The following is a 25,658-nucleotide window of genomic DNA, read 5'->3' on the forward strand; positions in this document are numbered from 1 at the left end:
CAACGCGCACGTAAAGCACGTGAAGGAAGCGCATGTTCAATAACCTGTTCAACGCGCTGTTCGGCGCGCGCGCCCCCGCCGATCTGGCCCGCTCCACGCTGGCCCGGTGGGAGCCATTGTTGCAGCCGATCCGTCAGGAGGCACTGGTCGGAGACGACCCGGGTTACGAGGATGACTTCCTCGCCATTAAGGAGGAAGTGGCCAAGCGCTCGGATATCAATGATGCCTTGATCGTGGAGTCGGCCGAGCGCTTGCTCAAGACCAGCGCCAAGGATGTCCGCCTGGCGGTTTACTACATCTATGGCCGTATGAGACGCGACGGTGCGGAAGGGATCGCCGACGGCTTCGAACTACTGGCGGCACTGATCGATCGCTTCGGCCCCAAGTTGCTACCAGCCCGCGCGGAAAGCCAAAAGGCCGCACTCGAATGGCTGGCCGGTGCCACCTTCACCGATCGGCTTGACCGGGTGCAGGGATTCGCCGGTGGCCCGCTGGAGCGCACGCTGTCGGCGATGGCGCTGATTCTGGAGGGCATCGGAAAGTGGCCCGAGCCGGCCCGTCCGGCGCTCGAAGCGCTGTTTCGCTGGTTCGAGGAACGGGTCGAAACGCCGTCGTCAGCGGAAGGTAAGGGGAACATCGCTGCTCCGAAAGCCCTTGCCACGGCGTCGCTCTTGGGCGGAGAGGTGACCTCCACGCGCGACCTGCTGGATCGGGCGCGCCAGATGGCATTGTTCCTGCGCCAGCAGCCTGACGGCTATCTCGCCGCCTATCGGCTGATGCGCTGCGTGCGTTGGGACACCCTTACCGAGGCGCCGCCGCATGAAGCCAGCGGCAGGACCCGCCTGGTAGCCCCGCGCGCCGAACTACGCGCGCAAATCAAGCGGCTGATGCTGCAAAAACAGTGGCCGGAGTTGCTCGACCGAATCGAACCGGCCTTCGCCGAGGGCGCCAATCATTTCTGGCTGGACCTGCAGTACTACGCGTTCATGGCGCAGGACCATGCCGGTGGCGCCTACGCGCGCGTGCGCGACCTGTTGGCCACCGACTGCGCCCTGATGCTGGAACGTCTGCCGGGCCTGGACCAGCTTGCCTTCTCGGACGGCACGCCGTTTGCGGACGACGCCACGCTCGAATGGATTGCGCGCTACGCCACCGTGCGGGATATCGAGCGCGGCGAATCCGTGTCGCCGGTTGCGGTTGCCTCCGTGAGTGCCGACTTGGCGGAAACGGAAGCGCAGGCGATCGACCTCGCCGCACAGCAGAGTCTGGAGGCTGCCTTTGCCTGGCTGCAGGGGTTGCCGGCACCGGCTGGCGAGCGCGATCGCTTCGTGCGGCAACTGGTGATGGCGCGTGTGGCCGAGCGCGTCGACCGGGCCGATACCGCCTTGCACTTGCTGTCCGCGCTCGAAACCGGCACCCAGCGCTATCAACTGGCCAACTGGGAGCCCTCCCTCGCGTTCGAGGTCAAGCAGCATCTGCTGCGCCTGCTGAGGGTGCGCCTCACCCGCAAGGACGCGGACAAGGCAGCCCTGAGCGGGCGCATCGAGGCGCTGGTCGGCGACCTGACCGCCATCGATCCTGCCCGCGCCGTGGCCATCACCTAAAGCGTATCCATCCTGTATTGCATGAACCATCCCGCCCAAGACAACGAGATCCTGCGTTACTACGAAGCCGAGATGCGCTACCTGCGCGAAGCCGGCAAGGAGTTCGCACAGGCGTTCCCTGACCGCGCCCGTATGCTCAACATCGACCGTATCGGCGAGCGGGACCCTCACGTCGAACGGCTGTTCGAGGGCTTCGCATTCCTGATGGGGCGGCTGCGCCATAAGCTGGACGATGAGTTGCCGGAACTGACCGAGGGCCTGGTCAGCATGCTGTGGCCGCATTACCTGCGCATGATCCCGTCATTGTCGATCCTGGAACTGTCCCCGAACGTTGGAGCGCTGCAGCGCCATGAAACGCTGCCGGCCGGACTGGAGGTGGTCTCCGATCCCATTGCGCTCGCCACACAAGACGGGATTGAAGGGAGTGTCGAATGCATTTACCGGACCACGCAACCAGTCGATCTATACCCGTTGCGCCTTACTGAAGCCAATGCCTATGCGCGCGAGGATGGCCGCTCGGTCATCCGGCTGCGGCTGGCACTACAAACTCAGGGGCGCCGCGAGCAGTTGGCGGTGCCGCGCCTGCGGCTCTACCTGCATGCCGATCGCCCGCTGGCGTTGGCGCTTTACTCAGCGCTCACCGCTAAGCCATTGGCCATGCAAGTGCGGGTACCGGGCTATCCGGCCGACCGGCCCGGCGCACCCCAGCCGATGGCAGGGATACGGTTGGAGCCAGCCGGATTCGCTGCCGAGGAACGCCTGTGGCCGAAGGCTGACAACGCCTTCGGCGGCTACCAACTGTTGCTGGAGTACTTCACCTTCCCCGAGAAGTTCATGTTCGTGGATCTCGTGGGGCTCGATCTGGACGCCATCCCGGAAGGCGTCGAGCACTTTGATGTGGAGGTGGTACTCAATCGGCCGTTCCCGGATGACATGCGCTTCTCGGCCGATAACGTGCGCCTCTTTTGCACGCCGATCATCAACCTGTTCGAGCTGGAAGCCGACCCGATCACCATCACCCACTTCGAGACCGAGTACCGCGTGCGGGCCATGGAGCAGCATGGACAACATGTGGAACCCTATTCGGTGGAAACCGTACGGGGATTCGAGACGGGCAGTGGCAAGCGCTTCGAGTACGCGCCTTTCGCCGCGTTCCGCCATCGGGGCGGCATGCTGCGTCATGAGATGCCGGAGCGCTATTTCCACACCCGCGTGCGCCGCGGTCCTTCGGGGAGGTTCGACACTTGGGTTGTGCTGGGAGGGCACGCCTGGGATCATCAGCAGTTCCTGCCCGAGGAGACGTTGTCGCTGTCGGTCACCGGCACCAACGGCATGCTGCCGCGCAAGGGCTTGCGCGAGGCAGGCATCACCCGCACGAGCGGGGGATTCACGCACATTGGCACCGTACGCAATTTGACCGCGCCGACGATGCCCGTGTATCCGCCCTCCGGCGATCGCTTCCATTGGCGCGTGCTATCGCACCTGGCGCCCAACTACCTGTCGCTGCTCGACGCCGAAGTTCTGCGCGGCAGCCTGGCGCTGTACGACTGGACCGATGGGGAACTGAACCGTCGGCGTATCGAGGCCATCACAGACGTGCGGCACCGCCCGCTCCAGAAGCTCGTCAAAGGCGGCCTGTTGCGCGGCGTGGAGATCGAAGTGGTGCTGGATAGCACGCGCTTCGCCGGCGAAGGCGATGTGGAACTCTTTGGCGAGATGCTCAACCGCTTCCTGTCGCTGTACGCTACCGTCAATCTCTATACGCGCCTGGTGATCGTGTCGCAGCCTAGCGGCAAGCACCAGGTGTGGCCCGACAGCAAAGGGGAGGGGGCTCCGTTTTGAGCGCACCGAGTCAGACCATGTCACCCCCGAAGGAAGGTCCCTTGTTGCGAGCGTTGCTCGCCAATGCACCTCAGATGAATTTCTTCCGACTGTGTGAACTGATCGAGCTGTCCGTGCCGCAGCGCCCGCCGCTGGGCACCACGGATTCCCTGGCCGACGACCCAGTGCGCTTCCGTTCCAATGGGGGGCTTGGGTTCCCGGGGCGGGAGATCGATTTGGTCGACTACGACGATGACTACCCAGACCGGCCACCAGTCATTCGCACAGCCTTCCTTGGCCTGTATGGCGTCGACGCGCGTATGCCGTCCTACTTCGTGGACGAGATTGCTCAGCGTCGTGATGGCGCAGAGTCGCTGGCGGCCTTCCTGGACCTGTTTCACCACCGCGTTGTCACGCAGTTCTACCGGGTCGCGCGCAAGTATCGCTATCCGATGGGTTTCCTGTCGGGCGGACCGGACGAGGTTTCACGCTACCTGCTCAGTCTGCTCGGGCTGGGGCTGCGCGAGCCGGGAGCCGGGCGGCCCGGTGTCGAACACGTCGAACACGTCGAAGGCGCCGTCAGCCCGCGCAAACTGTTGTCGATGCTGGGACTGGCCAGCCAGCGCACACGGACTGCTGAGGGTCTTGCCGGCGTGTTGCAGCATGCCGTGCCGGATGCGCAGATCCTGGTGGAGGAGTTCTACCCCGTGTGGGTGCGCCTCGATGCCACCGAGCGCATGCCACTCGGCGAGAACTGTGTGTTGGGGCGAGGCTTCTACGACCGTGCCAATGCGGTACGCGTGGTGATCACGCCCCAGACGCCCGAATCGGTGCTTGGGCTGATGCCGGGTCGGGCCATGCACCGGGAGGTGATGGTGCTGTTGCGCTTCTACCTCGGCCATGCCGCGCACGCGCATCTGGAGATGCAGGTGCGGCCAGCGCTGATGCCGGCTCCGGCCCTGAACTCGAATGCGGTGAGTCTTGGGTATAGCACGCAACTCCAGTGCTCCGTGGCCACCACCAACGCCAACGCGACCCGGGGAGCCGCGATCACGCGCGTGCAGTTGGGAACATGGAATGGATTCAATGCCGGAGCATCCGCGCCTCTAAGCCATCGCAGTCAATGAGATCAAGCAGCACACTAGAACGAAGGGATGAACACGATGAAGCAAGCGCTGCGAAACGGGGGCATAGCCTTAGTCGCCACCCTTACCGTTGCCGGCTGCGGGGTCGGACAAGCCGTGAAGAACAGCACAGTGGAAGCAGCGAAGTGGGCTTTCACGACGCAGGTCAAGACCATGAACCTCGATCTCATCAGCAGGTCGTCGTTAAATACAAACAGCGCAGGCGAATCGTTGTCGACAGTGGTGCGGATCTATCAGCTGAAAACGCCGCAGGCCTTCGAACAACTGAGCTACGCGCAGTTGCAGACGCATGACCTGGCGTCGCTGAAGGCGGATCTGCTCGCAAGCAAGGATGTGGTGCTGCGCCCGGCGGCGAGCGTGAGTCTCGCAGAACCGATGCAGGAAGACTGCGAGTACGTCGGCGTCGCGGCGTTGTTCCGCGACGCGGGCAACAACGCGGTGTGGAAGCTGGTCATCCCGAAGAAGCAGTGGAAGAAGACCGACCCCGTGAAGATCGAGGCGCGTGGGAATGTGCTCGAACGTGTCGGAGCGACGCCAGAGGCGCTCAGGCCCCAGGCGTCACAGCTTGGCGCAACGAGCGATACGTGACGACCGCCGGCGCCTGTCGCCTTGCCACGGCCAGATGCCGGGCGGCAATGAGATCGGCCCGCGCTTGTCGGCGTACGGTGTAAGCAGTAAGTCTCTTACGAACGCAAATCGAGATTTGTATTCGTAAGCCGCCTCAAAGCGCCACAGCCTTGCTCCAGTCGAACGCAGGGTTCTCCGGCTCGCCACTGCGCCGGGAGATGTAGCCGCGCGGGTTGCACACCACGCGTGAACTGTCGATCCAGTAGTCGAAGCTCGTATGGGTATGGCCATGGATCCAGAGGTCGGCCTGGGCCACCAGATCCGGTCGGCGGGAGATGAAGCCGGCCGAGACGATGTCGTGCGCATAGCGTGCGTCGAGGCTGCCGAGGTCGGGGCCGTGATGGGTGACCACCACGGTCTTGCCGTCGAACGGTTGCGCCAGCGCATCGGCCAGCCAGGCCGTGGCCGCGCGATGGCGAGCCAGTGCATCGGCGGGCGTGAAAGGGCGATGCTGGCCGTCGGCATCTGCGGTAGCGATAAGGCGATGATCCAGCATCACGCGCGAGCACGCCTGCATGGCTTCGTCGACACGATCGACGCCATAGAGGCAGTAGTCGGTCCACCACGTGGTGCCGATCACGCGCACGCGCTGGCCGTCGGCGTCCTCGAACTCGGCGATGCCCTCGCTGAGCAGCGTGACGTTGCCGGATTCTCCGGCCGCGTCGGTCATCTGCCGGCTCACCGCATCGAAGGTGCTCTCGTAGTACTCGTGATTGCCCGGCACGTAGAGCACGGGTCCGTCGAACACGCGCGCCGCCCAGTCGATGCCGTCGCGGCCGTTGGCGATGTCTCCGGCCAGGATCGTGAGGTCCGCGCCACAGGCGGGGACATCCTCGGGCATGTTGTGTTCGATGTGCAGATCGCTCAGGATGCGGATCTTCATGCGGCGGCTCCCGGATGTCCGTACGGACAGGGGTGGGGGATGGGTTTGCCCCGTATTTTTCAGAAGACTGGCGCGCGGGTCAAGCCGCCTGCCGCCGCAGAATGCAGAAAAGCCCGGACACTGTCCGGGCAAGACTGTCCACCTGGTGTTGCACCAGGGCGAGACAGCCGGGGGAACCGCTATGGCAAGGCGCCGCTAGAGCGAACGTCAGTTGGTGCCGGTCATGGTTGGCAGCAATACGCGGTAGATCTGGATGAATGCGGGTCCTAGCAACACCAGCAGGAGCGTGGGGAAGATCGTGAAAATCAGCGGGAACAGCAGCTTCAGCGCGATCTTCGCCGCCTGCTCTTCCGCGCGCATCCGGCGCTTGGTGCGAAGCATGTCGGACAGCACCCGCAAGGATTCGCCAAGGCTGGTGCCGAAGCGGTCCGCCTGGATCAGCATGGACGCGAACTTGTCGACGTCCTCGACGCCGGTGCGCAGCGACAGATTGCTCAACGCTTTCTCCTTCGAGAAGCCGGAGCGGAGCTCCAGCAGCATCAGTTGCAGTTCATCGGCCAGCACCGGGCAGCGCAGCGCAAGTTCGTCGGCCACGCGCATCAGCGCGGCATCGAGGCCGAGGCCGGCTTCCACGCAGACGGTCAGCAGGTCGATGACGTCGGGGAACTCCTCGAACACCGTTCTCTGGCGTGCCGTCACTTTCCGGGACAGCACGATGTTCGGAATGTAGTAACCAATCGCGGCCAGCACCGCCAGCACCGCGAACGTCGTGCTCTGTTCCTGGAATGCCGGGACGCTGCTTGTCGCGATCAGTCCGATCATCGGGAGCGCCACCGCCAGCAGCGTCTTGGCGGCGAAGTACAGCGGGGCGGCGCTCGCATCGCGCCATCCGGCGTTCATGAAGCGCACGCGCAGCTGCGAATTCTCCCAACCCTCCTTGGGCAACGAGAGCCGCGAGACCGGCTGCGCCCATTTCACGAGCTTCTCGACCCAGGCCTGCTGCTGCCCGGCGTTGCCCGGGACAGTGCCAGTCTCGCTGGCGATCTGCTCCATCCTGCCGCGCATGCGGTCTGGCGAGAACACATAGAGCACGCCAAGTACCGTGCCGAACGCCGCAACGAAGACCAGCGCCAGCACAATCAACTGGTCTGCCCGAAACCCCTGCATGATGTCTTGCATGATCGACTCCCCCTCAGGATGCGCGCTCAAGCCTGCCTGTTGCTATCTGACTCATACCCGGATGCGGATGATCTTGCGCATCCACAGCACGCCGAAGATCATCGACGTCATGGCGGCACCTACCATTCGCCAGCCAATCGGGTCTTCCCACAACACCCGCATGAAGCCCGGATTGACCACCATGATCAGGCCCGCCGTGCCGAATGGCAGCAGGCCGAGAATCCACGCGGAGAGTCGCCCTTCGGCCGAGAGCACGCGGATCTTGTCGAAGAGCTTCAACCGCTCGCGCACCATCGTGCCGATCGTGTCGAGGATCTCCGCGAGGTTGCCGCCACTCTCGCGCTGGATCAGCACGGCGATGACGAAGTAGCGGAGGTCGCCCACTGGCACACGCATGGCGAGGTTCGTCATGGCCTCGTCGAGCGCCACGCCGTAGTTGATCTCTTCGAACGTGGTGCGGAACTCGGGACCCAGCGGCGCCTTGATTTCCTGGCCGACCATGCCGAGCGCTCCGGCGAACGAGTGGCCAGCACGCAGCGCGCGGCTGATCATGTCGACGGCGTCTGGCAGCTGCACTTCCATTTGCTTGAGCCGCTTGGTGCGCAGCCGCATGACATGCAGGAACGGCAACAACCAGACGAACGCCATGCAGCCCAGTATGATCGGCAGCGGCACAGGCACCAGCGGAATCAGCGCCACCGCGCACAGCACCACCAGGCCGCAGTAGCCGAACAGCTGTGCCACGGACCATGTGCTGCCGGACTGCTCGAGCCAGCGGTCCAGCGCGCCGATACGCGGCACGCTCATGAGCCAGCGCTGCATCCGCGGCGAATCGCTGAGCAGGCGCTTCTTGAGAATGGACAGGCGTTCGGCGCTGACGTGTCCGCCGGCAGAAAGCGCTCTCAGCCGCGCTTCGATGCGTTTGGCCGCGGGGCCGTGGGCATTGTTCCACCACAGATAGATGGCTTCGACACTGAGCACCACGGCGACGAACAGCAAGATGCCGAAGGCATAGAAGATCGTGCTCATGTGTTACCCCCCGGATATGTTGTCGTTGATCAGTGCGTGGGCTCAGACTTCGTAGCGCCGCGCGGGATCGTAGGTCTCGTCCGGCAGCCCGACGCCAAAGACGCGCAGCCGCTCCGCAAACTTCGGATACACGCCCGTGGCCTTGAAGTGGCCGCGGACCGTGCCATCCTCGGCCACACCCGTGCGCTGGAACGTGAAGATCTCCTGCGTGTTGATGATGTCGCCTTCCATGCCAGTGATTTCCTGGATGCTGATGATCTTGCGCCGCCCGTCGGTCAGACGCGCCGCCTGCACGATCACCGTGATCGCCGAGGCGATCTGCTGGCGCATGGCCTTGGCCGGCATGGTCAGGCCTGCCATGCTGACCATGTTCTCGAGCCGCGTCAGCGCATCACGCGGGGTGTTGGCGTGGATCGTCGTGAGCGAGCCCTCGTGGCCGGTGTTCATGGCGTTGAGCATGTCCAGTGCCTCGCCACCACGGATTTCGCCGAGGATGATGCGGTCCGGGCGCATCCGCAGCGCGTTGCGCACCAGCGCGCGCTGGGTGATTTCTCCCTTGCCTTCGATATTGGGCGGCCGCGTTTCCAGGCGCAGGACATGAGGCTGGCGCAGTTGGAGTTCGGCGGCATCCTCGATGGTCACCACGCGTTCGTCTTCCGGGATGAATCCGGACAGGATGTTCAGCAGCGTGGTCTTCCCGCTGCCCGTACCGCCCGAGACCAACACGTTGATCTTGGCATGCGCCAGCGCCTGCAGCATTTGCGCCATCGGCTGCGTGAGGCTCTTCAGCTCGACCAGGTCGGACACCTGCAGCGGGTTCACGGAGAAGCGACGAATCGACAGCAGTGGACCATCGATGGCAGATGGCGGGATGATGGCGTTAACGCGAGAGCCGTCCGGCAGGCGCGCATCCACCATGGGGCTGGTTTCGTCGATGCGGCGGCCGACGCGCGACACGATCTTCTCGATGACTTTCATCAAATGGGCGTCGTCATAGAACACCACATTCGTCAGTTCGAGCTTGCCGCGCCGCTCCACGTAGGTTTGTCGTGCCGTGTTGACCAGGATGTCCGAGACCGTGGGGTCCTTCAACAGTGGTTCCAGCGGCCCGAAGCCGAACATCTCGTCATAGATCTCTACGGTGAGTTGTCGCCGCTCGTTGTCATTGAGCAGCACCTTATGTTCCTCGATGATCAGGCTCACCAGCGAGGCGATCTCCTGACGTACCTGTTCCTGCGGGAAGTGCGCCAGGCGCTCCAGCTCCACGCGGTCCAGCACGGTCTCGTGCACGTCGCGCTTCAGCGCGTGGTACCCGGGCGATGTCGTGTTGGTGGCCATCGAGAAATGGATCGCGGCGTGACCATTTGCCGTGTGGGGTGTCCCGGCGCTGGCGAGCTGTTCGCGGATTGACATGATGGACTCCTTGCTAAGCGTATTCGGTTCGGGTGGCTCTGACGGATCGGTGGCCTGCGGATTCAGGTGCTACGGGCGCGCAGCATCAGCTTGCGTAACGGCGACACGCCCTCCTGCCGGCCGCGGCGCTCGGCTTCATGCGAGGGCGCCAGTTGCATGGCCATCGCCTGCAGCGCCCGGGCGATGCTGCTGCGCTTGCTCAGCTTCGCAACCGGCTCCCCGTGGCTGACGGCTTCGTCCACGGCCGCCGGATCGTCTGGCAGGGTAAAGGCCACCTTCATGCCGAAGATCTCTTCCATCGTGGTTCGGGGCACTTCGTTCTTGCGACCTACGCGGTTCAGCACCACGCGAATCTTGTCGTCGGGGTAGTGCAGCGCGCGCAGGATGTCGAGCAACCGGCGGCTGGGGCGGCCGAATGCGATGCTCGGCTCGGTCACCACGCAAATGCGGTCGCTGTGGTCGAGCATGCTGATCGACAGCGGGTCGATGCTCTGCCCGACGTCGAAGATCACGTAGTCGTAGTTCGGCTGCATGACCGACAGGATCCACTCGAGCTTTTCCTTCTGGATCTGGCTGGCACGCACCGGGTCGGCCGCGCCCGCCAGCATGTCGAATCCGTTGTCCACGTGAACGAGACAGGCTTCCAGGAACGCCGCGTCCATGCGATCGATCTGGCTGCAGATTTCCGACAATGTGCTGGGCGGCGCCTTGTCGGTCACGATGTACGTCAGATCCCCGAAGTACCGGTTCAGGTCGACGACGAGCACACGCTTGCCGAAGTGGCGGGCGAGGGCGTCGCCAAGGTTTGCGGCCACGAAGCTGGTACCAGCGCCGCCCTTGCAGGAGATCATCGATATGACCTGCGCTACCTCCTGCATGCGCGGCACGTGCGTGGCTTCCACGCGCTTCAGCGCCTCGACAAGCTGGCCTTTGTCCAGCGGCCATGGCAGCACATCGCGCACGCCGGCACGCATCGCCTGGATCAGCACGCTGGAATCCTGCGATTGTGTGATCAGGATGCAGGGCAGTTCGGGGTGCTGCTGGCGCAGGGTTTCCACCCCGAACATCTGCGCGGGTCCGATTTCGGACAGATCGAGCACCAGCAGATCGGCCATGCGCAGCCGGCTCGCCTGGAATGGCAGACGCGCTAGACCTTCCTGCAGCGACGTGGTCTGGAAGTTTCCGGCGATGGTAGCGAGCCGATTGATCTCCGCCAGCCGTGCGGTGTCATCGGATGCAATCAGGATCTTCAGCATGGTGTCCTCGCGATGTTCGGGTCGGATGGGTGGAATGGATGGAAATGGGTGGATTGGGTCTCAGCTACACACCGACCCGCCGGTCGATGTCTGCATGCTCTCGCGTGTCATGGTGGTCGTGAACGGCGGCATGCCGATGCGCAACCGCATCACGGGGATCATGGTGGCGATGGTCACGTTGGACACGCTCACGGTTACTGTCTGGCAGGTGGAGCGCGCCGTGGCGGGATCGCTGTCGCAGCCCGTCGGCGAGTAGGCCACGCTGATATTCGAGTCCTGCAGTAGCGGCAGCATGTTTTCCATCCTGGTCTTGATGATGCTGGCGCCGGAATCGCAGACCACGGCCGACCGCGCGGCCATGCGCGTGACTTCAGCGGCGGTGTTCCAGTAGAACAGCACGCGCGAGAACTCCATGATGCCGATCAGCAGCGTGAAGAACATGCCGGCGATAAGGGCGAACTCCACGGCGGCCAGGCCGCGCTGGCGTGCGAAGCGGAGCGGATGGGCGCGATGTTTCATAGCACTTGCCTCATGACGGTGGTGATGTCGCCGAAGGTCAGGCCGGACACGTTGATGAACGACTGCAGCGGCGTGTAGGTATAGCCGCTGATCCTGACGGCGATCAGGTTCACGGTGCCGGCCTGCGTGCCGCTGCCGCCACCGGTACTGTCGTAGGTCGCGACGTTGCTGAAGGTTTGGGTGGCGCCGGGGCAGCCGGACGAATCGACGCGATCGCAGATGATCACCATGGCGGTGGTCAACCCGGGTGCCAGAGGCTGGCCCGAGCAGCCGGTGTTACCGTAGGCCGCCAGGCACTTGGTGGCCGCCGTCGGATAGGCGACGTCATCGGGCGAATACTGCGACAGGTAACGTGCTGCCGAGCGGGTGGCCTTGGTCAGCGTGTCGTACTGGTAGATCGCGCGGCCGAACTCGGCCACGCCGCACGCCATCAGCAGCATCGGCACGAGCATGATGCCGAACTCGACTGCGGCGACGCCGCGCTGGCGCGTGCGGGATTGCCTGTGTGCGTTGGTCAGTCGTTTCATGATCGACTCCTATTGCACCAGCACCGGGACGAGCGGGCCGACGCCGGTACTCGCGCCCGGCATGCCCTGCGTGGCGCAGGGGCTGCCCGGCAGGCTCGAGTCGCCGCGATACTCGAGATGCACCGTGTCGATGTTGCCGCCCTGCTGCATGGGGTCGACCATCAACACGCAGGCCCAGCCCGTGACGTTGGCCTGATGGGTGCCCGGCGTGCTGAACGTTGAGCAGTCGACGATCGGCGCCAGCACCAGGCGCCGGTCAGCGCCAGCCTGATAGGTGGCCTGCGACGCGGCTGAGCCTTTCGTGCTCAGGCCCGTAACGGAGTCACTCTGATAGGGCTGGTATGTCTTGCGGGCAGCCAGGAAATTCGGCTGGGAGGCCCCCTTGCTGTCGGTCGATGTGCCGTTGTAAGCGTTGTTCTGCGCCGTCCACGTTGTGCTCGTATAGGCGAAACCCGTAAAGTCGGTCACACCGGTGGTCTTGTTCGTGGTGATGCCGAAGCGGCTGTTCCACGCGTCCGAGAGCGAGGCCTTGTTGCCGGTTGTCCCGATCTGGGTGTTCAAGGCGGGCAGATTGCATTGGCCCGCTCCCTGAAGCTGGGTGTCCAGAGCAGGTGTGTTGCCCTTGCCACCGCTCAGGTCGGCCCAGCCGAAGTTCCCACCTCCGTAGACGCCCCCGCCCGAGGTCCCAATCTTGGCTGTCAGCCATTGACCGATCGTGTATCCGCCGGGCACCGCCGGCGTGGCAGTGTCGGGTCTGCAGATGTACACAGGAATCGCGCAGGTGGTCTGCGCCGAAGTCGTCGTTGCGACAGCGAAGGCCCCAACCGTGTTCGCTCCGATGTGGATGCCAGGAATCGCATTCAGTACCTGCGCGAACCAGTTCGCGATGTTGCCACGCGAGACGTCGCATTTGACGTACTTGATCGTGTTCAGCGCGTAGGTGACCGAGTTCTTGTCCAGAAAGGGATTCGCCAACGAATCGCTGTAGGTCACGGATTCGGCCGATGTGATGTTCGGCTGCTGTTCCAGGTTGCCCTGGAACAGCACCAGGTTGCGGGCCGCCGCGGTCAGGCCGGCGGCTTCGGAAACCGTTAGCGGGGTAGCACCGGTCAGGTCGCGCGCTGCGGCCAGCGCGCACGAATCCGCGCGGTTCTGCAACTCGCTCTTGCTCACATACAGTTTGCCGAGATCGAGTGCCAGGCCGATGAAGCCGACCAGCACCACGATCATGAGGCCGACGATGATGGCAACGGCGCCGCGCTGCCTCTCGTGAATGCGAGGCAGTGACATGCCGCGAGACCTGGTTGTGGACATGATGGTGCTCCCCGCGGTTTGCTTAGCGTTGGCTGCCGCCGCCCATACCCACGCCGCCATACCCGCCCGCGCCGAAGTCGATGCCGAAACCACCGACGGGGCTGCCCGTTCCGGTCTGGACGCGGATCAGCGAGCGGTCGAAGTTACGCATGGCGGCTACGGCGGTCTTGCCGTCGGTGCCGTCCATGGTCGGCAATCCGGCCGGCGCATCCGGGTTGATGATCTGCTGCTGCTTGACCGCGGCGAGGGCCTCGCCGCGATGCTGGTCCCACGACGGCGTCGAGGTCATGCAGCCGGACAGTCCGATGCAGGCCAGGGTGCCAACCGCCAGCACTGTGGCGCCACGCGAAAGCTTGAGTGTCTTGTTCATGATCGTTCTCCTTAGTTTCCCTTGCGCGTGGCGGATCAGTTGCTGCCCGTGGTGCCGGGGGTGGTCGCGGCCGCGGCCCTTGCCTGGGCCAGGCGGAGCGCAGTGGCCTCGATGCGCGCGACACGCGCGCTGTTGTCCTCGGGCGGAGTGGCGGCTACGAGGTCACGTGCGGGCCCCTGGGGCGGCCGTGGCCCCACGGTTGCCACTGGTGCTGGCGAAGCCGCGGGGGCCGACGGCGCCGGCTCGTCCAGGAGCTTGCCGATCGGAGTGGGGCTGGTGGGAACCGACGTGGTCGGGCCGGCTTCGCTGCGCGGGGTCGAAGGCACGGGAGCAGGTGCCGTGGCGGGCGCGGCGGGTTGCGAAGGCGCCGGTGCCGGCTGCGGAGCAGGCCTGCCCTTGCCTTCCATGTTGCCCATGAAGTAGAGCGACAGCGGGTCAGGCGTAGTGAAGCCGTCGGTCGGCAGCGGATAGTTCTGCGTCTGCATTGGCTTGACCAGGTGCGGCGTGATGATGAACACCAGCTCGGTCAGGTCTTGCTGGAACTGCGTGCTGCGGAACAGCGTGCCAAGCACCGGAACCTCACCAGCGCCAGGCAGTGCCTTCAGCGAGCCACGTGCGCTGTCCTGCAGCAGGCCACCGATCGCGAAGCTCTCGCCATCGCGCATCTGCACGGTGGTGGAGGCGCGGCGAGTCGTGATGAGCGGCAGGATCGTCTGTCCGGTCAGCGTGCTGCCGCTGACCGTTGCCCCAGTTGGCGACAGTTCCGAGACTTCCGGCGACACCTTCAGGTGGATCCGTCCATTGGCCAGCACGGTCGGGGTGAACTTCAGCCCCACGCCGAACTCTTCTTCCTGCAGCGTGATGGTGGAGGCGCCACCGAGCGCGTTGCTCTGCGCGACCGGGATGTAGATCTTGCCGCCTGCGAGGAAGCTGGCTTCTTGACCGCTGATGGTGACCAGATTCGGTTCGGCAAGAACCTTTACCAGGCTGTCGTTCTTCTGCGCGTCGATCGCGAGATTGAACGGCTTGTTGTTGGCCTTGCTACCGAAGATGCCGGCCGCCGCACCCGTGAGCAGGTTCGAGATCACGCCACCGGTCCACGATCCGAAGCCGCCCTGGATATTGACTGCCGAACCGAGCTGGTTGAGCAGCGTCTTGGAGACTTCGGCAACCTTCACCTCCAACATCACCTGCTGCGGGGTGTCGACGGACATCATGTTGAGCACGCCGCCCTTCTTGCCGTTGGCGCCGTCGCCCTGTGCCGCGTTGGCGTACGCCTGGGCGATATCCATGGCCTGCAGTGCAGCCTGTGAACTGGAGACGCTGCCGGTCAGTACCAGATTGTCCGCGGCGGTCATCACGCGGATGCCCGATTCACCCGGCAGCAACTGGGCCAGCGAGGTCTGCAGTCCGTTCGAGTCCGCGTTGACCACCACGTTGATGATGCTGCAACCGCCACTGCGGCCCTGCACGATCATGTTGGTGGTGCCCACGCTGCGGCCGAGGACATAGAGCGTCTGCGGCGACACCATCGTGGCCTGCACGACGTTCGGGTTGCCCAGCGTGCGGTTGCGTACTGGCTCGGGCAGCGGAATCAGCTGCGACTTGCCGATCGGCACGATCACGCTCGATTCGTTGCGGATCGCGCCGGAGCAGTTCGGGCCCCGGGCGTCAGCGGCGATCGAGGGGGCGGCGGGCACGGGCGCCATGCTGATGGTCATCTGCACGGGTCCTCCCGGGACCTTGACCGCTGGCGAGGCCGCCGCCGGCGTGGTCGACCTGGCGACGTTGCCGGCTTCTACCGCGACCTGTGCCGCGGCGGCGAGCGGTGTGCAGAGGATGGCGGCCAGGACGAAGTGGCGTGTGCCGCGTGCTGCTTCAGTTGTCTTCTGGTTCATTTTTGATCTCCCCCCGGAGAGTGAAGCGGATCTGGATGCGCTAAGCGTCTAGGTGTCTCGGTGCTTCGGCTGTTTCACCCTTTACGGTCAGAAGCACTCCAGGCTGCCCTGGATGCCTGCGAGCACGCCGACGCAGTTGCCAGCGCGCGGTGCGGCGGCGACCGTGCGGGTCTTGACCACCGTGCGCGTAACGGGAGCCGGCGCAGCGAGCGGAGCCGGCGCGGGCAGTTCGGCCTTGCCGAGCAGCGTGTGCTTGGTGGCGCCGCCCGTGTTGATGTCGGCCACGTCCATCTGATTGCGCAGCACCAGCGACAGCGTTCCCACGCTGCGCGCCACGTCGAGCTTCTCGGCCTGATCCGGCGAGACTTCCAGCGTCACGGCGTTGACCACCTTCGGCTGCGTGTCATCGCGGCTGACCTGTTGCGCCACGGCCAGCACCAGAATCTTCTCGAGCACGATCTTCGAGATGCTGCCGTTCTGCGCGCTCTTGGTGTCCTCGTTGGTGTTGACGATCACATCGACGTAGTTGCCTGGCAGCGCGAAGCCAGCCACGCCCACCACATCGTTGACACGAACCGTGATGGCGCGCTTGCCGTCGTTGATGACGGCGGAGAGGCCGCCCTTGGTGCCCACCGGCGCCAGCTTCGCGTCGATAATGGGCTCGCCGCGTTGCAAGCTGGTGCGGACCACGCGCCCGTCCAGCGTCTTGGGATCTTCGAACGCACCGGGCGGCACGCTGCCGGCGGGCCAGCTGACGAGCTTGAGCTGGCTGCCATTGAGCGGCTGGCCGAGATCGAGATCGTTCGCGGCCACCACCACCTGCTTGACCGAGCTGGACGACTGCTGCAGCAGCCAGCGGGATGCGGAAACCACCGCCGCCGCGCCGGCCACCAGCGCAATCAGCAGCATCAGGATTGCTCGCGTGTTCTTCATGATGACTCTCCCCTCGTATGTACTTGCTTCCTGGTTGGGCTGACTCAGCCCGCTGCACGATGGCCGGCGGGCCAGCGGTGTTCGTTGTCCGGCGGTGGTGCTTCCGGTTTGCCCTGCAATCCGTAGTAGCTCTGCCAGGCGCGGCACAGGCTCTCTTCCGTGACTTGCGGTGCGTGGCCGTGGTAGCGCACGTGCGATGCCACAAGCCGCAACAGGTCGCGCGGGATGCACGCGAGCAGGGGTGTGTCGCTGGAGAAATGCAGGCTCTCCAGCAGGAAATCGAAGGCGGGCTCCGGCCACGTCAGACCGAGTTCGGTGGCCGTGCGCAGGCAGACTTCGCGGTAGTCGTCGATCGGCAGCGGCCCCACGTAGAGCTTGCTGCCAAGCCGGCGCAGGAACGCATCGTCGCTGAGGTCCGTGGGCGAAAGGTTGGTCGAGAACACCGGCCATACGTCGAAGGGCACCGAGAACCGCACGCCGCTATGAAGCGTGAACATGTCGATGCCGCGGTCCAGCGGCACGATCCAGCGATTCAGTAACTGTTCGACACCGACCATCTGCCGGCCAAGGTCATCCACGATGTAGATGCCGTTGTTGGCCTTCATGTGCGGGGGTGCCTGATAGAAGCCCGAGTTGCTGTCGTAGCGCAGGTCGAGCATCGACAGCGTCAGTTCGCCGCCGGTCAGCACGACGGGACGATGGCAGACGACCCAGCGGCGGTCTATTGACCGGCGGGCGGACGAAGCCTCGCTGTCGTCGATGGGGGTGTGCACGAGCGGGTCCATGATCTGGATGATCTCGCCCGCCACGGTGATCGCATGGGGCACGGGCACCGCGCCGGGCAACAGCGCACCGAGTCGCTGCGCCAGGTAGGTCTTGCCGCTGCCCGGCGGGCCGTAGATCATCAGCGCGCGGGCGGTGTTCAGCGCCATGCCGATGCTGTCGAGCAGATGGACCGGCGCCACCAGGTTGTGGAATGCCGCGGTGACATCCGCCTTCGTGACCGATGTGTGATGAATCGAGTGATGCTGAATCGCATCGAGGTAAGCCTGAAGCGTGACCGGCGCGGCACCGGAGTAGCTGCAGCGGGCCGAGGTCTCCGCGGCGCGGGCGTAACCTGCGTCGGTCAGGCGGAATCGCACGTCGATGTCGCTGGCGCCGCGATGGGCCACTTCCAGCAGCCGTTCGCGAACGGCGACGGTCGCGATCTCGTTCACCACCGAAGCGGGCAGCTTGAGCGTGTCCGTCAGAATCGTCAGGGAGACGCTGCGGTGCAGGTAGGCGGCCTTCAGCAACAAGCCCAGCAGCAACGCGATCTCCAGACCGGTATCCGCGATGGATCGCGGCGGAACGTGCCAGGCCGGCAGCGCGTCGTGATCAGCCTGGGCATGCCGCACCATCGAGGCGACTGCCTCGGGGAGTCTTGTTGCCTGGCCTGCTTCGTGGTGCTCTAACATTGCCGTTCCCCTTGTGTTTGTCCCTTGCGGTCCTGTTGGTCCATCACGTGCTGGCGAACAGCATGGTCAGCGTGCCGGCCGCGATCGCCACCCCATAGGGCAGGGAGCCGACGGATGCGCCACCTTGTCCAGTGAGCGCGATCCCGCCGAGGTTGCGCACGACCTGGCGGCCCTTGCCGGATGCCAGCACAAGCGTCAGGGCCCACACGCCTCCGATGACGAACGACGCCAGCGCGATCGATGCGGCAAGACTTGCGCCGAGCCACGCGCCCACGGCGGCCATCAGCTTGACGTCGCCGGCGGCCATGCCGCGCAGCAGGTAAATGGGCAGGAAGATGCCAAGGCCCGTCAGCCAGCCCAGCGCCCAGGTGGACGCGCCGGCGGCCAGGCCGTGGATCGTCATCTGGACGGGCAACGCCACCAGCCACGCGCCAAACGTCAGCCAGTTCGGAATGCGGCGCCGCTGCAGATCCGTGGCGGCGGCGGTCAGCACCACCGCGATAACGATGGGGCCGATATAGGGTGAGAGCGTCGGGATGGTGGTCATGGCGTGCTCGGCTCGTTTTGGTTGGGTGCGGCCCGTTTCAGGGCACCTCCGCGGCGACCATGTCGTAGAGCGCCTTGAGATTGGTGCCGAGGAGGCTCACCGCGCCGATGATGACCATGGCAATCAGCGCCCCCAGCAACGCGTACTCGATGGACGTCACGCCGCGCGTGTCACGTCGGAAGGTGTCGCACATGATCTTGAGACTGGACATGGTGGTCTCCTCGATGGCGTGTCGTGTCGGGTGACTAGGCTCAGGACAGTTCCGAGGCGATCGTGTTGAAGATGCTGCTCAGGTTCGTACCGACGAGCTGCACCGAGGCGATGATCACGACCGCGATCAAGGCGGCGATCAGGCCGTACTCGATGGCGGTGACGCCGTCGTCGTCGCGGAGAAATGCCTTCAGGCTGACGAAGTGGTTAGACATGTGGCTCTCCTTGGGAGGGGTCCGTGATGGCTGGTATCGAAGGCTGCGACGTGGCCCATGTACCGGCCACGTCGCAAACCGTCGAGCTGTTAGCCGAGTTCGCCGGCAATGAGGCTGAAGACCTTGCTCAGGTTCTGGCCGACGAGTTGCACCGAGGCGATGATCACGACGGCGATGAGCGCGGCGATCAGGCCGTATTCGATGGCGGTGACGCCGTCTTCATCACGGACGAAACGCTTCAGGTTTTGGGTCAGACGTTGCATGGTGGACTCCTTGGGTTGAAAAGCACGCTTGCGACTACGGACAGAAACTTCGAACAGACAACTGTGATTTCAGAGCGGGAGGAAGCGGCAGGACGGCGGCGCGCAGATCGCGCAGCAATGAAATGGCCAACGGCCAGCGCCGACGCTTGCGCCGTGAGGGCAACGCGCCTGCAGCCGTCGCTCGGCGGAGGCGTGGATGCACCGTGCCGCGTGTTGGGCGTGGCTTGCGCGAACCATGCAACGGTAGGGCACGCTGCCGCCGCTGCGAGCGGCGGCAATGCGACCCATAGTCCGATGCATTCTCACGAGCTGACCGATAGCTGGCATGGTGTTGCTCCCCGAATCTTTGTTTTCCTGCCGGCGGCGAACAGCTTGCTGGCAGTTGCGGCTTACCGTGAGTGACGGTGCCGCAGGCTGGCATAGGCAATCCGTGGGCCAGCCCTGATGAATTCGTTGTCCCACAAGGCTTTGCGGGGAGGTCCGCCTGGCGGGTGCTGCGGCGATGCGGGCGGAATGCCGCGTTTCGGGCCCGCGTCGTTGCCAGCTGGAAACGCTGGGCCCTGATTTATTTTGGATGAGCCCACCGGTGGGTCAGCCCCGGCATGAATGGATCGCCAACATCACTAGGGCGGGCGGATGTGTCGCTCATCCAAAAGAACTAGTCAGGTGCGGCGCCTGACGCAGCCGGTTCGCCCTGGAGGATGACAACCGTGGGTGCATGGCCGTGCGATGCCTGCACCGGCCCGACTGATGGATGAAGCAGACCCCGCCGAGGGCAATGTTTCCGAATGGAAACGCGCGTGGTTGCCTGCGTTGCGGGGCGGCACGCGCGCTGGCTTTGCGCGTCGCCCGCAATCGCTTGTGCGACGCCATTCTCCATCTCCAATCCGCGCGTGATTCAGGAAGGAAACGTTGCGGGCACGGATCGCGTTTTCCGGGGCGCCGGCTCGTTCTCGACCCCTTGGGGTGCCTTGCGCTAACGCGTTCGCGTGACAAGACTTAGGCAACACCAGGCGTTGCCGACGTTCGGACAAGACCGCGGCATGGCACCTGCAAGAACATAAGGCAAGAACACAAGCCAAGAACACAAGCCAAGAACACAAGGGAACGGGGTGAGTCATGAGTCAGGAAGCAGTGCGGGCGGACACGGGGAGGCAAGGCGGGGCGTGGCTGGATCTGGATCGCGCCCGCGTCTACAGCGCGGCCGTGCTGTTCCTGTTCACGGTGTTGATGGTGACGTGGGCCTGGTACACCGAGGGCTTCACCGATAGCCACGTCAGTCGTCCGGGTGCCGATTTTGCCGTGTTCTGGAGCGCATCGTATCTGGCACTGAGCGAGGGGGCAGTGCGGGCCTACGACGTGGCCAGGCACCTGGAGGTGATGGCGACCTACGGGCCGCTCGACATCGGCAACACTGCCGTCCTGCCGTGGCTATATCCGCCAACGTTCCTGCTGGTGGTCCTGCCGCTGGCCACATTGCCGTTCGCGTTCAGCTACGTGCTGTTCATCGCCGCAAGTGTCTATGCCTACCTGTGCGCGATTGGCGGGCTGGTCGGAGCCGGCTCCATGCTGCGGCGCGGCCTGTGGCTGCCGGTGCTGGCGTCGCCGGCTGTCCTGGTCTCGGTCATCCTCGGGCAGAACTCGCTGCTGACGGCGTCGCTGGTCGGTGGCGCGATCTGCCTGCTGGGCAAGCGGCCGATTCTGGCCGGGGTCCTGATCGGGCTGCTGGCCATCAAGCCGCAGCTGGCATTGCTGATTCCGGTGGCGCTGATCGCGGGTCGCCATTTTCGTACATTGGCGAGCGCCGCCACCACGGCGGCGGTCTTCGCGGCGGTCAGCGTCGTGATCTGTGGCTGGGAGACGATTCCGGCATTCCTGAACAGTGTTGCGTGGGCCCGCGCAAATCTTGTGGAAGGTACGCCGGAAGGGTGGTACGGCATGCCATCGGTGCTGGCCGCCGCGCAACTGTCAGGGTTGAGCCGCGATTCGGCTTACGCCGTGCAAGGGCTGGCAGCGCTCGCCGCCGCGGCGGCCGTCGTCTACGTGTGGTCTCGCACGCGCGAGGCGCCACTGTGCGCCGCCGTGCTCGCCGCCGCCGCGTTGCTGGCCACGCCGTATGTCCGGCACTACGAACTGACGTGGATGGGGATCGCGGTCGCGGGTCTCGTCGGCGATGGCATTCGTCATGGCCTGTCCAACCGCGAGCGCCTGCTGTTCCTGGTGGCGTGGTGGTTGCCGATCTTCGAACAGATGAACCCCAAGTTCGGAATGCCGCAGATCGGCCCCGTTCTCTCGGCACTGCTCGTGATCGTGGCCGTTCGTCGGACCATGGCCCGCACTGCGTCCGCGTCGGTACCGGCGCCGGTGGGAACCTGACATGGCCACGCTGCAGGCTGCCGCGCGCCGGATACGGGACGATGCGTCACGCTCGCATTGGCTCGATGCCAGCCGGTTGCGGCTCTATTCGTGCGTGGCGCTTGCCTGTTACGCGCTGTACTTCGGGATCTGGCTGTTCCGCGCCTGCGTGTTGAAGGTGCCGGGCGTATTCGCGCCGGGTGGCGATTTCGTCGTGTTCTGGAGCACGGCGAAGCTGGCGCTATCCAGTGGGGCGGCTGCGCCCTACGATCTGGGCGCGCTGCGGCACGTGGAACTCTCCGCGGTGCCCGGGCTTGCCATCGGCGATGGTGTGCTGCCCTGGCTGTATCCGCCCATGTCGTTGTGGTTCGTACTGCCGTTCGGGCTGTTGCCCTATGGACTGGCCACGTTCGTGTTTCTGGTGGGTGGCGTTGCCTGGTTTGCGTGGGCGCTATGTCGCACGTTGTCATGGCGCGATGCCCGGCTGGCGGCGGTTGCGTTTCCCGGCATCGTAGTAGTGCTGGCCACCGGACAGAACTCGCTGTGGCTTGCGGGCTGCGCCGGTCTGGCACTGACGTGCCTGCGCTCGCGTCCGTTGCTTGCGGGCGTGCTGCTGGGCGTGGTGGCGATGAAGCCACAGCTCGCGCTGATGGTCCCGGTGGCGCTGCTTTGCGCGCGCGCGTGGCGTGCGCTGGGTGCCATGGTTTTCACGACGCTGGTGCTGACGGTGGCGTCGCTGCTGGTGTTCGGCTCGGAGCCTTTCGCCGCATTTCTGCGTAACGCCGCCATGGCGCGCGAGTCGGTGGAGCAGGGCTCCGCACTGATGGCGCGGATGCCAACGGTGTTTGCCTCAATAAAGCTGATCAGTGGCGGCTTGCTGTTGCCTTACGCGATACACGGTCTGGTGGCAGCAGCAGCGCTGGCGTCGGTGGTGTATGCGTGGTCCCGGCCCTGCAGCTTCGCGCTGCGTGCCGCCGTGCTTGTGGTGGCCGGGTTGCTGGTGCCGGCCTACCTGTATGACTACGACCTCGTGTTCCTCGGGCTGGCAATTGCCTGGCTCGGCGCGCACGGCCATCGCGCCGGCTGGTTGCGGGGCGAGCGGGAGTTGCTGGTGCTGCTGTGGCTGATGCCGCTGTGGAGCCATGTGACAGGTCCGGAGATCGGATTCCAGCCGTTGCCGCTCGGGCTGATGCTCGCGTTGGCGCTGGGCGTCTGGCGAATCCGGCTGGAAAGGATGGACAAGGCATCGTTCAATGCCTGATGACGGAGCGCGCGGCAACGCGTGCCGGGAGGAAATAGATCATGGCCGACTATGACGACATCCAGCTCCTGTCGCTGGTGGTGCCGTTCTACAACGAAGGCACCGCGCTGCAGACGTTCTTTGACCGCGTGGTGCCGATCCTCGAATCGGTGCCAGCCACGCGTTTCGAGATCGTCTGCGTCAACGATGGCAGTGCCGACGATACGCTCGCGCGGCTCGTCGACATCTCGCGGCGCGATGGCCGCATCCGTGTGATCGACCTTACGCGCAACTTCGGCAAGGAGGCGGCATTGACCGCGGGCATCGACGAAGCTTTCGGCGACGCGGTAATCCCGATCGACGCCGATTTGCAGGACCCGCCGGAGCTGATTCCCACCCTCGTCGAGAAATGGCGGCAGGGCGCCGAAGTGGTGCTGGCGCAGCGTGCCAGCCGCGCCAGCGATTCGTTCCTGAAGCGTGTGACCGCGACTGCCTACTATCGCGTGCATAACTGGCTGTCGGACCTGAAGATTCCGGAGAACGTCGGGGATTTCCGGCTGATGGATCGCGCCGTGGTCAACGCGCTGAAGCAGTTGCCCGAGCGGCACCGCTTCATGAAAGGGCTGTTTGCCTGGGTTGGCTTCAATACGGTAGTAGTCCAGTACGAGCGCGCGCCGCGCTGCGCCGGGGAATCGAAGTTCTCAGGCTGGCGGCTCTGGAACCTGGCGCTCGAAGGCATCACCAGCTTCAGCACGCTGCCGTTGCGAAGCTGGACGTACGTCGGGTCGTTCATCGCCATGATCGCCTTCTGCTACGGCACGTTCATCGTGGCGCGCACGCTGATCCTGGGGGTCGACGTGCCGGGTTATGCCTCCGTGCTGTCGCTGCTGCTGTTCTTCGGCGGCATCCAGCTTATCGGGCTGGGCGTGCTGGGCGAATATATCGGCCGCATCTACGACGAATCGAAGGGCCGCCCGATCTATCTGGTCAAGCGCCGCTACCAGGAGCGCCGTCCGCAAGGCCGCGCCGTGGGCAATGGCCGCGTCATTCCGATCGCGGCCGCCGCCAAGCGGCACTGAGATTTTTTGAAGCCGCCCTTCTGTTCAGGATTGGGCGGCGCTTCTCGCGGCTTGATGACGCAGCACGATCAGGCCAAGGAGGCACACCAGCACGAGGGGCGCGAGTTGCGGGACGTGGTCGATGAAGAACGGGCTGAGGCCCTGCATCGGCGCGAACCAGGTGACGATCAGCAGCAGGCGCTCCCATCCACGGCTGCCAAACCGGATCATGTCGACGCAGAGCAAGGCCACGGGAATGGCCAGCCACGCAAGGTCGTAGTAGATCAGGTAGGGCTGCGTGAGCAGGGTACCAACCACTAGCGCGGAAGCGCTCAGCGCGAGCCGAGGCTTGGTGCACCATACCCATACGCACGTCGCGATCGCGCAGAGCGCCACGGCGGCATGCACGCCGTTAGCCAGCGGAATGCTGGCACCGGCCACGTACAGCACACCGAAGACCGTCGGCGCGCCGCGCAACGTGTCGATGTTCACGGCCACCGTTTCGCGGAACATCGCCAGGCTGTGCAGGAATGCCGGGTAGATGTCGACGCCGAAGGCCATGACAGTCAGGCCGACGAACAACGCAGAGCATCCCGCTGCCGCAGCCATTGCGGTCCAGCGCCGCTCGCAGAGGAGCATCAGGGGAAACAGCACGCCGAGCTGCGGCTTGACACAAAGCAGCGCGATGCAGGCTCCCGCAGCCACCGGGTGACGGCGCATGAGCCAAAGCGCGCCACCCGCGGCTGCCAGGGTGTACAGCGAGTTCTGACCCGAAATCAGCGTGGTCCAGACTCCCGGGAATGCGAGCGCGGGAACGATCCAGTAACGGTGCAGATTGCCGACCACGGCGCGCAGATAGCCCAGATACAGCGCGATGCCCGTCAGCGCGAACAGGACAAGCGCCATGCTGAAAGGCAGCGCGGCAAGCGGGTAGATCATCAGCAGGAACGTGGGTGGATAGGCGAACGGACCGAATGTGTTCGGCAGTAGCGGTGTCTTCGCCACGCGCAGCAGTTCCCAGTCGTAGGCAGCGACCGCGCCATGCATCTGCGCGAGTCCCGAGGCGCACCAGTAGACGACGAAATCCCAACCCAGACGCGGCACACTCGGATTGGCAATGACCGAGTGTCCGTACCACCACGCCGCGACCACGACGCATTCGAGCACCAGCAAGGTGGCGGCATAGAGGCAGATGCGTCCCGGCGTGAGCCAGCGGGCCGGGGTGGCGCTGTCGAGCGAAGCCGTCTTGGGCGTGTCGGTGGCGGCTGGCATGGGGGCTCCTCGAGGTGAAGCGGATGGCCGGCCGGGCAAGGCACGCCCGCCCGGTGGCATGGTGAGGCTGCGCGGTCAGCGATACGTCCAGGTCCGGTGCAGCACGAACGTGACCGCCGGCACCACCGACAGGATCGCGGCGAGACCGGCCCAGTAGCCAAGGCCAAGCGCCTGCGCGCCGGCAGAGATGCCGAGCGTCAGGCCCAGGCCCAGCAGCGATACGATCAGAAAGCGCACGTAGCTGTCACGCGTGGGGGTAGCGCCGAAGCTCCACAGCGTATTGAGCAGATACGACGCGATATTGGCGACGACGAACGCCACGCCGTTGGCGCCTACCTGCGATGCATGGAGCAGGTAGATCAACGGAGTGGCCACGGCCACGTGGATGCCGGTGGCGATGACGCCGGATACACCGAATCGAAAGAGCCGGACCAGTGTGTCCCGCGCGGGCAGGCAATGCCAGATGGCATGGCCGGCTGGCTCGCCCGGCACGTCTCGGGAGCGGGACTGGACTTGCAGCATG

General features: G+C 64.9%; 25 protein-coding genes. 7 read left to right on the top strand and 18 right to left on the bottom strand.

Annotation, left to right across the window (positions count from 1 at the left end):
- The first annotated feature begins 32 nt into the window (after window positions 1-32).
- From tssA to tssJ, 4 genes are read left to right on the top strand one after another with little or no spacing between them, the layout of a single operon-like run.
- Window positions 33-1,604 (top strand): type VI secretion system protein TssA, encoded by a 1,572-nt coding sequence (tssA, locus tag RMET_RS03200; protein WP_011515491.1) that lies wholly within the window; start codon window positions 33-35, stop codon window positions 1,602-1,604.
- Window positions 1,605-1,625: 21 nt separating this feature from the next.
- Window positions 1,626-3,446, top strand: coding sequence for a type VI secretion system baseplate subunit TssF (gene tssF / locus RMET_RS03205; protein ID WP_011515492.1), 1,821 nt, complete (start codon window positions 1,626-1,628; stop codon window positions 3,444-3,446).
- A gap of 17 nt (window positions 3,447-3,463) precedes the next feature.
- The gene (gene tssG / locus RMET_RS03210) at window positions 3,464-4,552 is read left to right on the top strand and encodes a type VI secretion system baseplate subunit TssG (protein WP_011515493.1); all 1,089 of its coding nucleotides are present in this window, start codon (window positions 3,464-3,466) and stop codon (window positions 4,550-4,552) included.
- A gap of 36 nt (window positions 4,553-4,588) precedes the next feature.
- Window positions 4,589-5,158, top strand: a complete 570-nt coding sequence (gene tssJ, locus RMET_RS03215) for a type VI secretion system lipoprotein TssJ (protein WP_011515494.1) — start codon at window positions 4,589-4,591, stop codon at window positions 5,156-5,158.
- Between the two features lie 133 nt (window positions 5,159-5,291).
- Here tssJ and RMET_RS03220 read toward each other — a convergent pair whose 3' ends face one another.
- From RMET_RS03220 to RMET_RS03295, 16 genes are all read right to left on the bottom strand, one after another.
- The gene (locus tag RMET_RS03220) at window positions 5,292-6,080 is read right to left on the bottom strand and encodes a metallophosphoesterase (protein WP_011515495.1); all 789 of its coding nucleotides are present in this window, start codon (window positions 6,078-6,080) and stop codon (window positions 5,292-5,294) included.
- Window positions 6,081-6,287: 207 nt separating this feature from the next.
- Window positions 6,288-7,259 carry a type II secretion system F family protein gene (locus tag RMET_RS03225; RefSeq protein ID WP_011515496.1) on the bottom strand — a complete coding sequence of 324 codons (972 nt, stop codon included), beginning with the start codon at window positions 7,257-7,259 and terminating at the stop codon, window positions 6,288-6,290.
- A 51-nt stretch (window positions 7,260-7,310) separates the two neighbouring features.
- Complete coding sequence (locus RMET_RS03230; RefSeq protein WP_011515497.1) at window positions 7,311-8,288, bottom strand: type II secretion system F family protein; 978 nt, start codon at window positions 8,286-8,288, stop codon at window positions 7,311-7,313.
- Window positions 8,289-8,330: 42 nt separating this feature from the next.
- The gene (locus RMET_RS03235; RefSeq protein WP_011515498.1) at window positions 8,331-9,701 is read right to left on the bottom strand and encodes a CpaF family protein; all 1,371 of its coding nucleotides are present in this window, start codon (window positions 9,699-9,701) and stop codon (window positions 8,331-8,333) included.
- Window positions 9,702-9,763: 62 nt separating this feature from the next.
- Window positions 9,764-10,957, bottom strand: coding sequence for an AAA family ATPase (locus tag RMET_RS03240; protein ID WP_011515499.1), 1,194 nt, complete (start codon window positions 10,955-10,957; stop codon window positions 9,764-9,766).
- Window positions 10,958-11,017: 60 nt separating this feature from the next.
- Window positions 11,018-11,476: a TadE/TadG family type IV pilus assembly protein gene (locus RMET_RS03245; RefSeq protein WP_011515500.1), complete on the bottom strand. Its 459-nt coding sequence runs from the start codon at window positions 11,474-11,476 to the stop codon at window positions 11,018-11,020.
- On the bottom strand, window positions 11,473-12,003 hold the full coding sequence (locus RMET_RS03250) for a TadE/TadG family type IV pilus assembly protein (RefSeq protein ID WP_011515501.1): 531 nt from the start codon (window positions 12,001-12,003) through the stop codon (window positions 11,473-11,475). Before RMET_RS03250 ends, RMET_RS03245 begins: the two co-directional genes overlap by 4 nt.
- A gap of 9 nt (window positions 12,004-12,012) precedes the next feature.
- On the bottom strand, window positions 12,013-13,317 hold the full coding sequence (locus tag RMET_RS03255) for a pilus assembly protein TadG-related protein (protein WP_011515502.1): 1,305 nt from the start codon (window positions 13,315-13,317) through the stop codon (window positions 12,013-12,015).
- Between the two features lie 22 nt (window positions 13,318-13,339).
- Window positions 13,340-13,687: a hypothetical protein gene (locus RMET_RS03260; RefSeq protein ID WP_011515503.1), complete on the bottom strand. Its 348-nt coding sequence runs from the start codon at window positions 13,685-13,687 to the stop codon at window positions 13,340-13,342.
- Window positions 13,688-13,722: 35 nt separating this feature from the next.
- Window positions 13,723-15,585 (bottom strand): type II and III secretion system protein family protein, encoded by a 1,863-nt coding sequence (locus tag RMET_RS03265; RefSeq protein ID WP_011515504.1) that lies wholly within the window; start codon window positions 15,583-15,585, stop codon window positions 13,723-13,725.
- A gap of 87 nt (window positions 15,586-15,672) precedes the next feature.
- Window positions 15,673-16,518, bottom strand: a complete 846-nt coding sequence (gene cpaB / locus RMET_RS03270; RefSeq protein ID WP_011515505.1) for a Flp pilus assembly protein CpaB — start codon at window positions 16,516-16,518, stop codon at window positions 15,673-15,675.
- Between the two features lie 44 nt (window positions 16,519-16,562).
- On the bottom strand, window positions 16,563-17,975 hold the full coding sequence (locus RMET_RS03275) for an ATP-binding protein (protein WP_011515506.1): 1,413 nt from the start codon (window positions 17,973-17,975) through the stop codon (window positions 16,563-16,565).
- A gap of 43 nt (window positions 17,976-18,018) precedes the next feature.
- Complete coding sequence (locus RMET_RS03280) at window positions 18,019-18,522, bottom strand: A24 family peptidase (RefSeq protein ID WP_011515507.1); 504 nt, start codon at window positions 18,520-18,522, stop codon at window positions 18,019-18,021.
- A gap of 37 nt (window positions 18,523-18,559) precedes the next feature.
- Complete coding sequence (locus tag RMET_RS03285; protein WP_011515508.1) at window positions 18,560-18,733, bottom strand: Flp family type IVb pilin; 174 nt, start codon at window positions 18,731-18,733, stop codon at window positions 18,560-18,562.
- Window positions 18,734-18,773: 40 nt separating this feature from the next.
- Window positions 18,774-18,947 carry a Flp family type IVb pilin gene (locus tag RMET_RS03290; RefSeq protein WP_011515509.1) on the bottom strand — a complete coding sequence of 58 codons (174 nt, stop codon included), beginning with the start codon at window positions 18,945-18,947 and terminating at the stop codon, window positions 18,774-18,776.
- An 89-nt stretch (window positions 18,948-19,036) separates the two neighbouring features.
- Window positions 19,037-19,210 (bottom strand): Flp family type IVb pilin, encoded by a 174-nt coding sequence (locus RMET_RS03295; protein ID WP_011515510.1) that lies wholly within the window; start codon window positions 19,208-19,210, stop codon window positions 19,037-19,039.
- A 1,119-nt stretch (window positions 19,211-20,329) separates the two neighbouring features.
- On the opposite strand from RMET_RS03295, the gene RMET_RS03300 reads away from it, so the two are divergent.
- The 3 genes from RMET_RS03300 to RMET_RS03310 are packed head-to-tail and all read left to right on the top strand — an operon-like array spanning window position 20,330 to window position 23,884.
- Window positions 20,330-21,586 carry a glycosyltransferase family 87 protein gene (locus RMET_RS03300; protein WP_011515511.1) on the top strand — a complete coding sequence of 419 codons (1,257 nt, stop codon included), beginning with the start codon at window positions 20,330-20,332 and terminating at the stop codon, window positions 21,584-21,586.
- A 1-nt stretch (window position 21,587) separates the two neighbouring features.
- Window positions 21,588-22,826 (top strand): glycosyltransferase family 87 protein, encoded by a 1,239-nt coding sequence (locus tag RMET_RS03305; protein WP_011515512.1) that lies wholly within the window; start codon window positions 21,588-21,590, stop codon window positions 22,824-22,826.
- Between the two features lie 41 nt (window positions 22,827-22,867).
- A complete protein-coding gene (locus tag RMET_RS03310) occupies window positions 22,868-23,884 on the top strand; it encodes a glycosyltransferase family 2 protein (protein ID WP_011515513.1) in 1,017 nt (338 codons plus the stop codon).
- Between the two features lie 24 nt (window positions 23,885-23,908).
- On the opposite strand, the gene RMET_RS03315 is transcribed toward RMET_RS03310, so the two are convergent.
- Together RMET_RS03315 and RMET_RS03320 are read right to left on the bottom strand one after the other, a co-directional pair.
- A complete protein-coding gene (locus RMET_RS03315) occupies window positions 23,909-25,135 on the bottom strand; it encodes a glycosyltransferase family 87 protein (protein WP_011515514.1) in 1,227 nt (408 codons plus the stop codon).
- A gap of 75 nt (window positions 25,136-25,210) precedes the next feature.
- Entirely contained in the window at window positions 25,211-25,657 is a 447-nt protein-coding gene (locus tag RMET_RS03320; RefSeq protein ID WP_011515515.1) for a GtrA family protein, read from the bottom strand.
- Window position 25,658: the final 1 nt, after the last annotated feature.

The organism is Cupriavidus metallidurans CH34 (assembly GCF_000196015.1).
GTDB classification, from domain to species: domain Bacteria; phylum Pseudomonadota; class Gammaproteobacteria; order Burkholderiales; family Burkholderiaceae; genus Cupriavidus; species Cupriavidus metallidurans.

Coding starts and splice junctions, on each gene's coding strand:
- RMET_RS03310 (WP_011515513.1), top strand. CDS start 22,868: ATGGCCGACTATGACGACATCCAGCTCCTGTCGCTGGTGGTGCCGTTC.
- cpaB (WP_011515505.1), bottom strand. CDS start 16,518: ATGAAGAACACGCGAGCAATCCTGATGCTGCTGATTGCGCTGGTGGCC.
- RMET_RS03220 (WP_011515495.1), bottom strand. CDS start 6,080: ATGAAGATCCGCATCCTGAGCGATCTGCACATCGAACACAACATGCCC.
- RMET_RS03305 (WP_011515512.1), top strand. CDS start 21,588: ATGGCCACGCTGCAGGCTGCCGCGCGCCGGATACGGGACGATGCGTCA.
- tssG (WP_011515493.1), top strand. CDS start 3,464: ATGTCACCCCCGAAGGAAGGTCCCTTGTTGCGAGCGTTGCTCGCCAAT.
- RMET_RS03315 (WP_011515514.1), bottom strand. CDS start 25,135: ATGCCAGCCGCCACCGACACGCCCAAGACGGCTTCGCTCGACAGCGCC.
- RMET_RS03275 (WP_011515506.1), bottom strand. CDS start 17,975: ATGTTAGAGCACCACGAAGCAGGCCAGGCAACAAGACTCCCCGAGGCA.
- tssF (WP_011515492.1), top strand. CDS start 1,626: ATGAACCATCCCGCCCAAGACAACGAGATCCTGCGTTACTACGAAGCC.
- RMET_RS03240 (WP_011515499.1), bottom strand. CDS start 10,957: ATGCTGAAGATCCTGATTGCATCCGATGACACCGCACGGCTGGCGGAG.
- RMET_RS03300 (WP_011515511.1), top strand. CDS start 20,330: ATGAGTCAGGAAGCAGTGCGGGCGGACACGGGGAGGCAAGGCGGGGCG.
- RMET_RS03265 (WP_011515504.1), bottom strand. CDS start 15,585: ATGAACCAGAAGACAACTGAAGCAGCACGCGGCACACGCCACTTCGTC.
- RMET_RS03235 (WP_011515498.1), bottom strand. CDS start 9,701: ATGTCAATCCGCGAACAGCTCGCCAGCGCCGGGACACCCCACACGGCA.
- RMET_RS03250 (WP_011515501.1), bottom strand. CDS start 12,003: ATGAAACGACTGACCAACGCACACAGGCAATCCCGCACGCGCCAGCGC.
- RMET_RS03280 (WP_011515507.1), bottom strand. CDS start 18,522: ATGACCACCATCCCGACGCTCTCACCCTATATCGGCCCCATCGTTATC.
- RMET_RS03225 (WP_011515496.1), bottom strand. CDS start 7,259: ATGCAAGACATCATGCAGGGGTTTCGGGCAGACCAGTTGATTGTGCTG.
- tssA (WP_011515491.1), top strand. CDS start 33: ATGTTCAATAACCTGTTCAACGCGCTGTTCGGCGCGCGCGCCCCCGCC.
- RMET_RS03255 (WP_011515502.1), bottom strand. CDS start 13,317: ATGTCCACAACCAGGTCTCGCGGCATGTCACTGCCTCGCATTCACGAG.
- RMET_RS03285 (WP_011515508.1), bottom strand. CDS start 18,733: ATGTCCAGTCTCAAGATCATGTGCGACACCTTCCGACGTGACACGCGC.
- RMET_RS03260 (WP_011515503.1), bottom strand. CDS start 13,687: ATGAACAAGACACTCAAGCTTTCGCGTGGCGCCACAGTGCTGGCGGTT.
- RMET_RS03230 (WP_011515497.1), bottom strand. CDS start 8,288: ATGAGCACGATCTTCTATGCCTTCGGCATCTTGCTGTTCGTCGCCGTG.
- RMET_RS03320 (WP_011515515.1), bottom strand. CDS start 25,657: ATGCTGCAAGTCCAGTCCCGCTCCCGAGACGTGCCGGGCGAGCCAGCC.
- tssJ (WP_011515494.1), top strand. CDS start 4,589: ATGAAGCAAGCGCTGCGAAACGGGGGCATAGCCTTAGTCGCCACCCTT.
- RMET_RS03290 (WP_011515509.1), bottom strand. CDS start 18,947: ATGTCTAACCACTTCGTCAGCCTGAAGGCATTTCTCCGCGACGACGAC.
- RMET_RS03295 (WP_011515510.1), bottom strand. CDS start 19,210: ATGCAACGTCTGACCCAAAACCTGAAGCGTTTCGTCCGTGATGAAGAC.
- RMET_RS03245 (WP_011515500.1), bottom strand. CDS start 11,476: ATGAAACATCGCGCCCATCCGCTCCGCTTCGCACGCCAGCGCGGCCTG.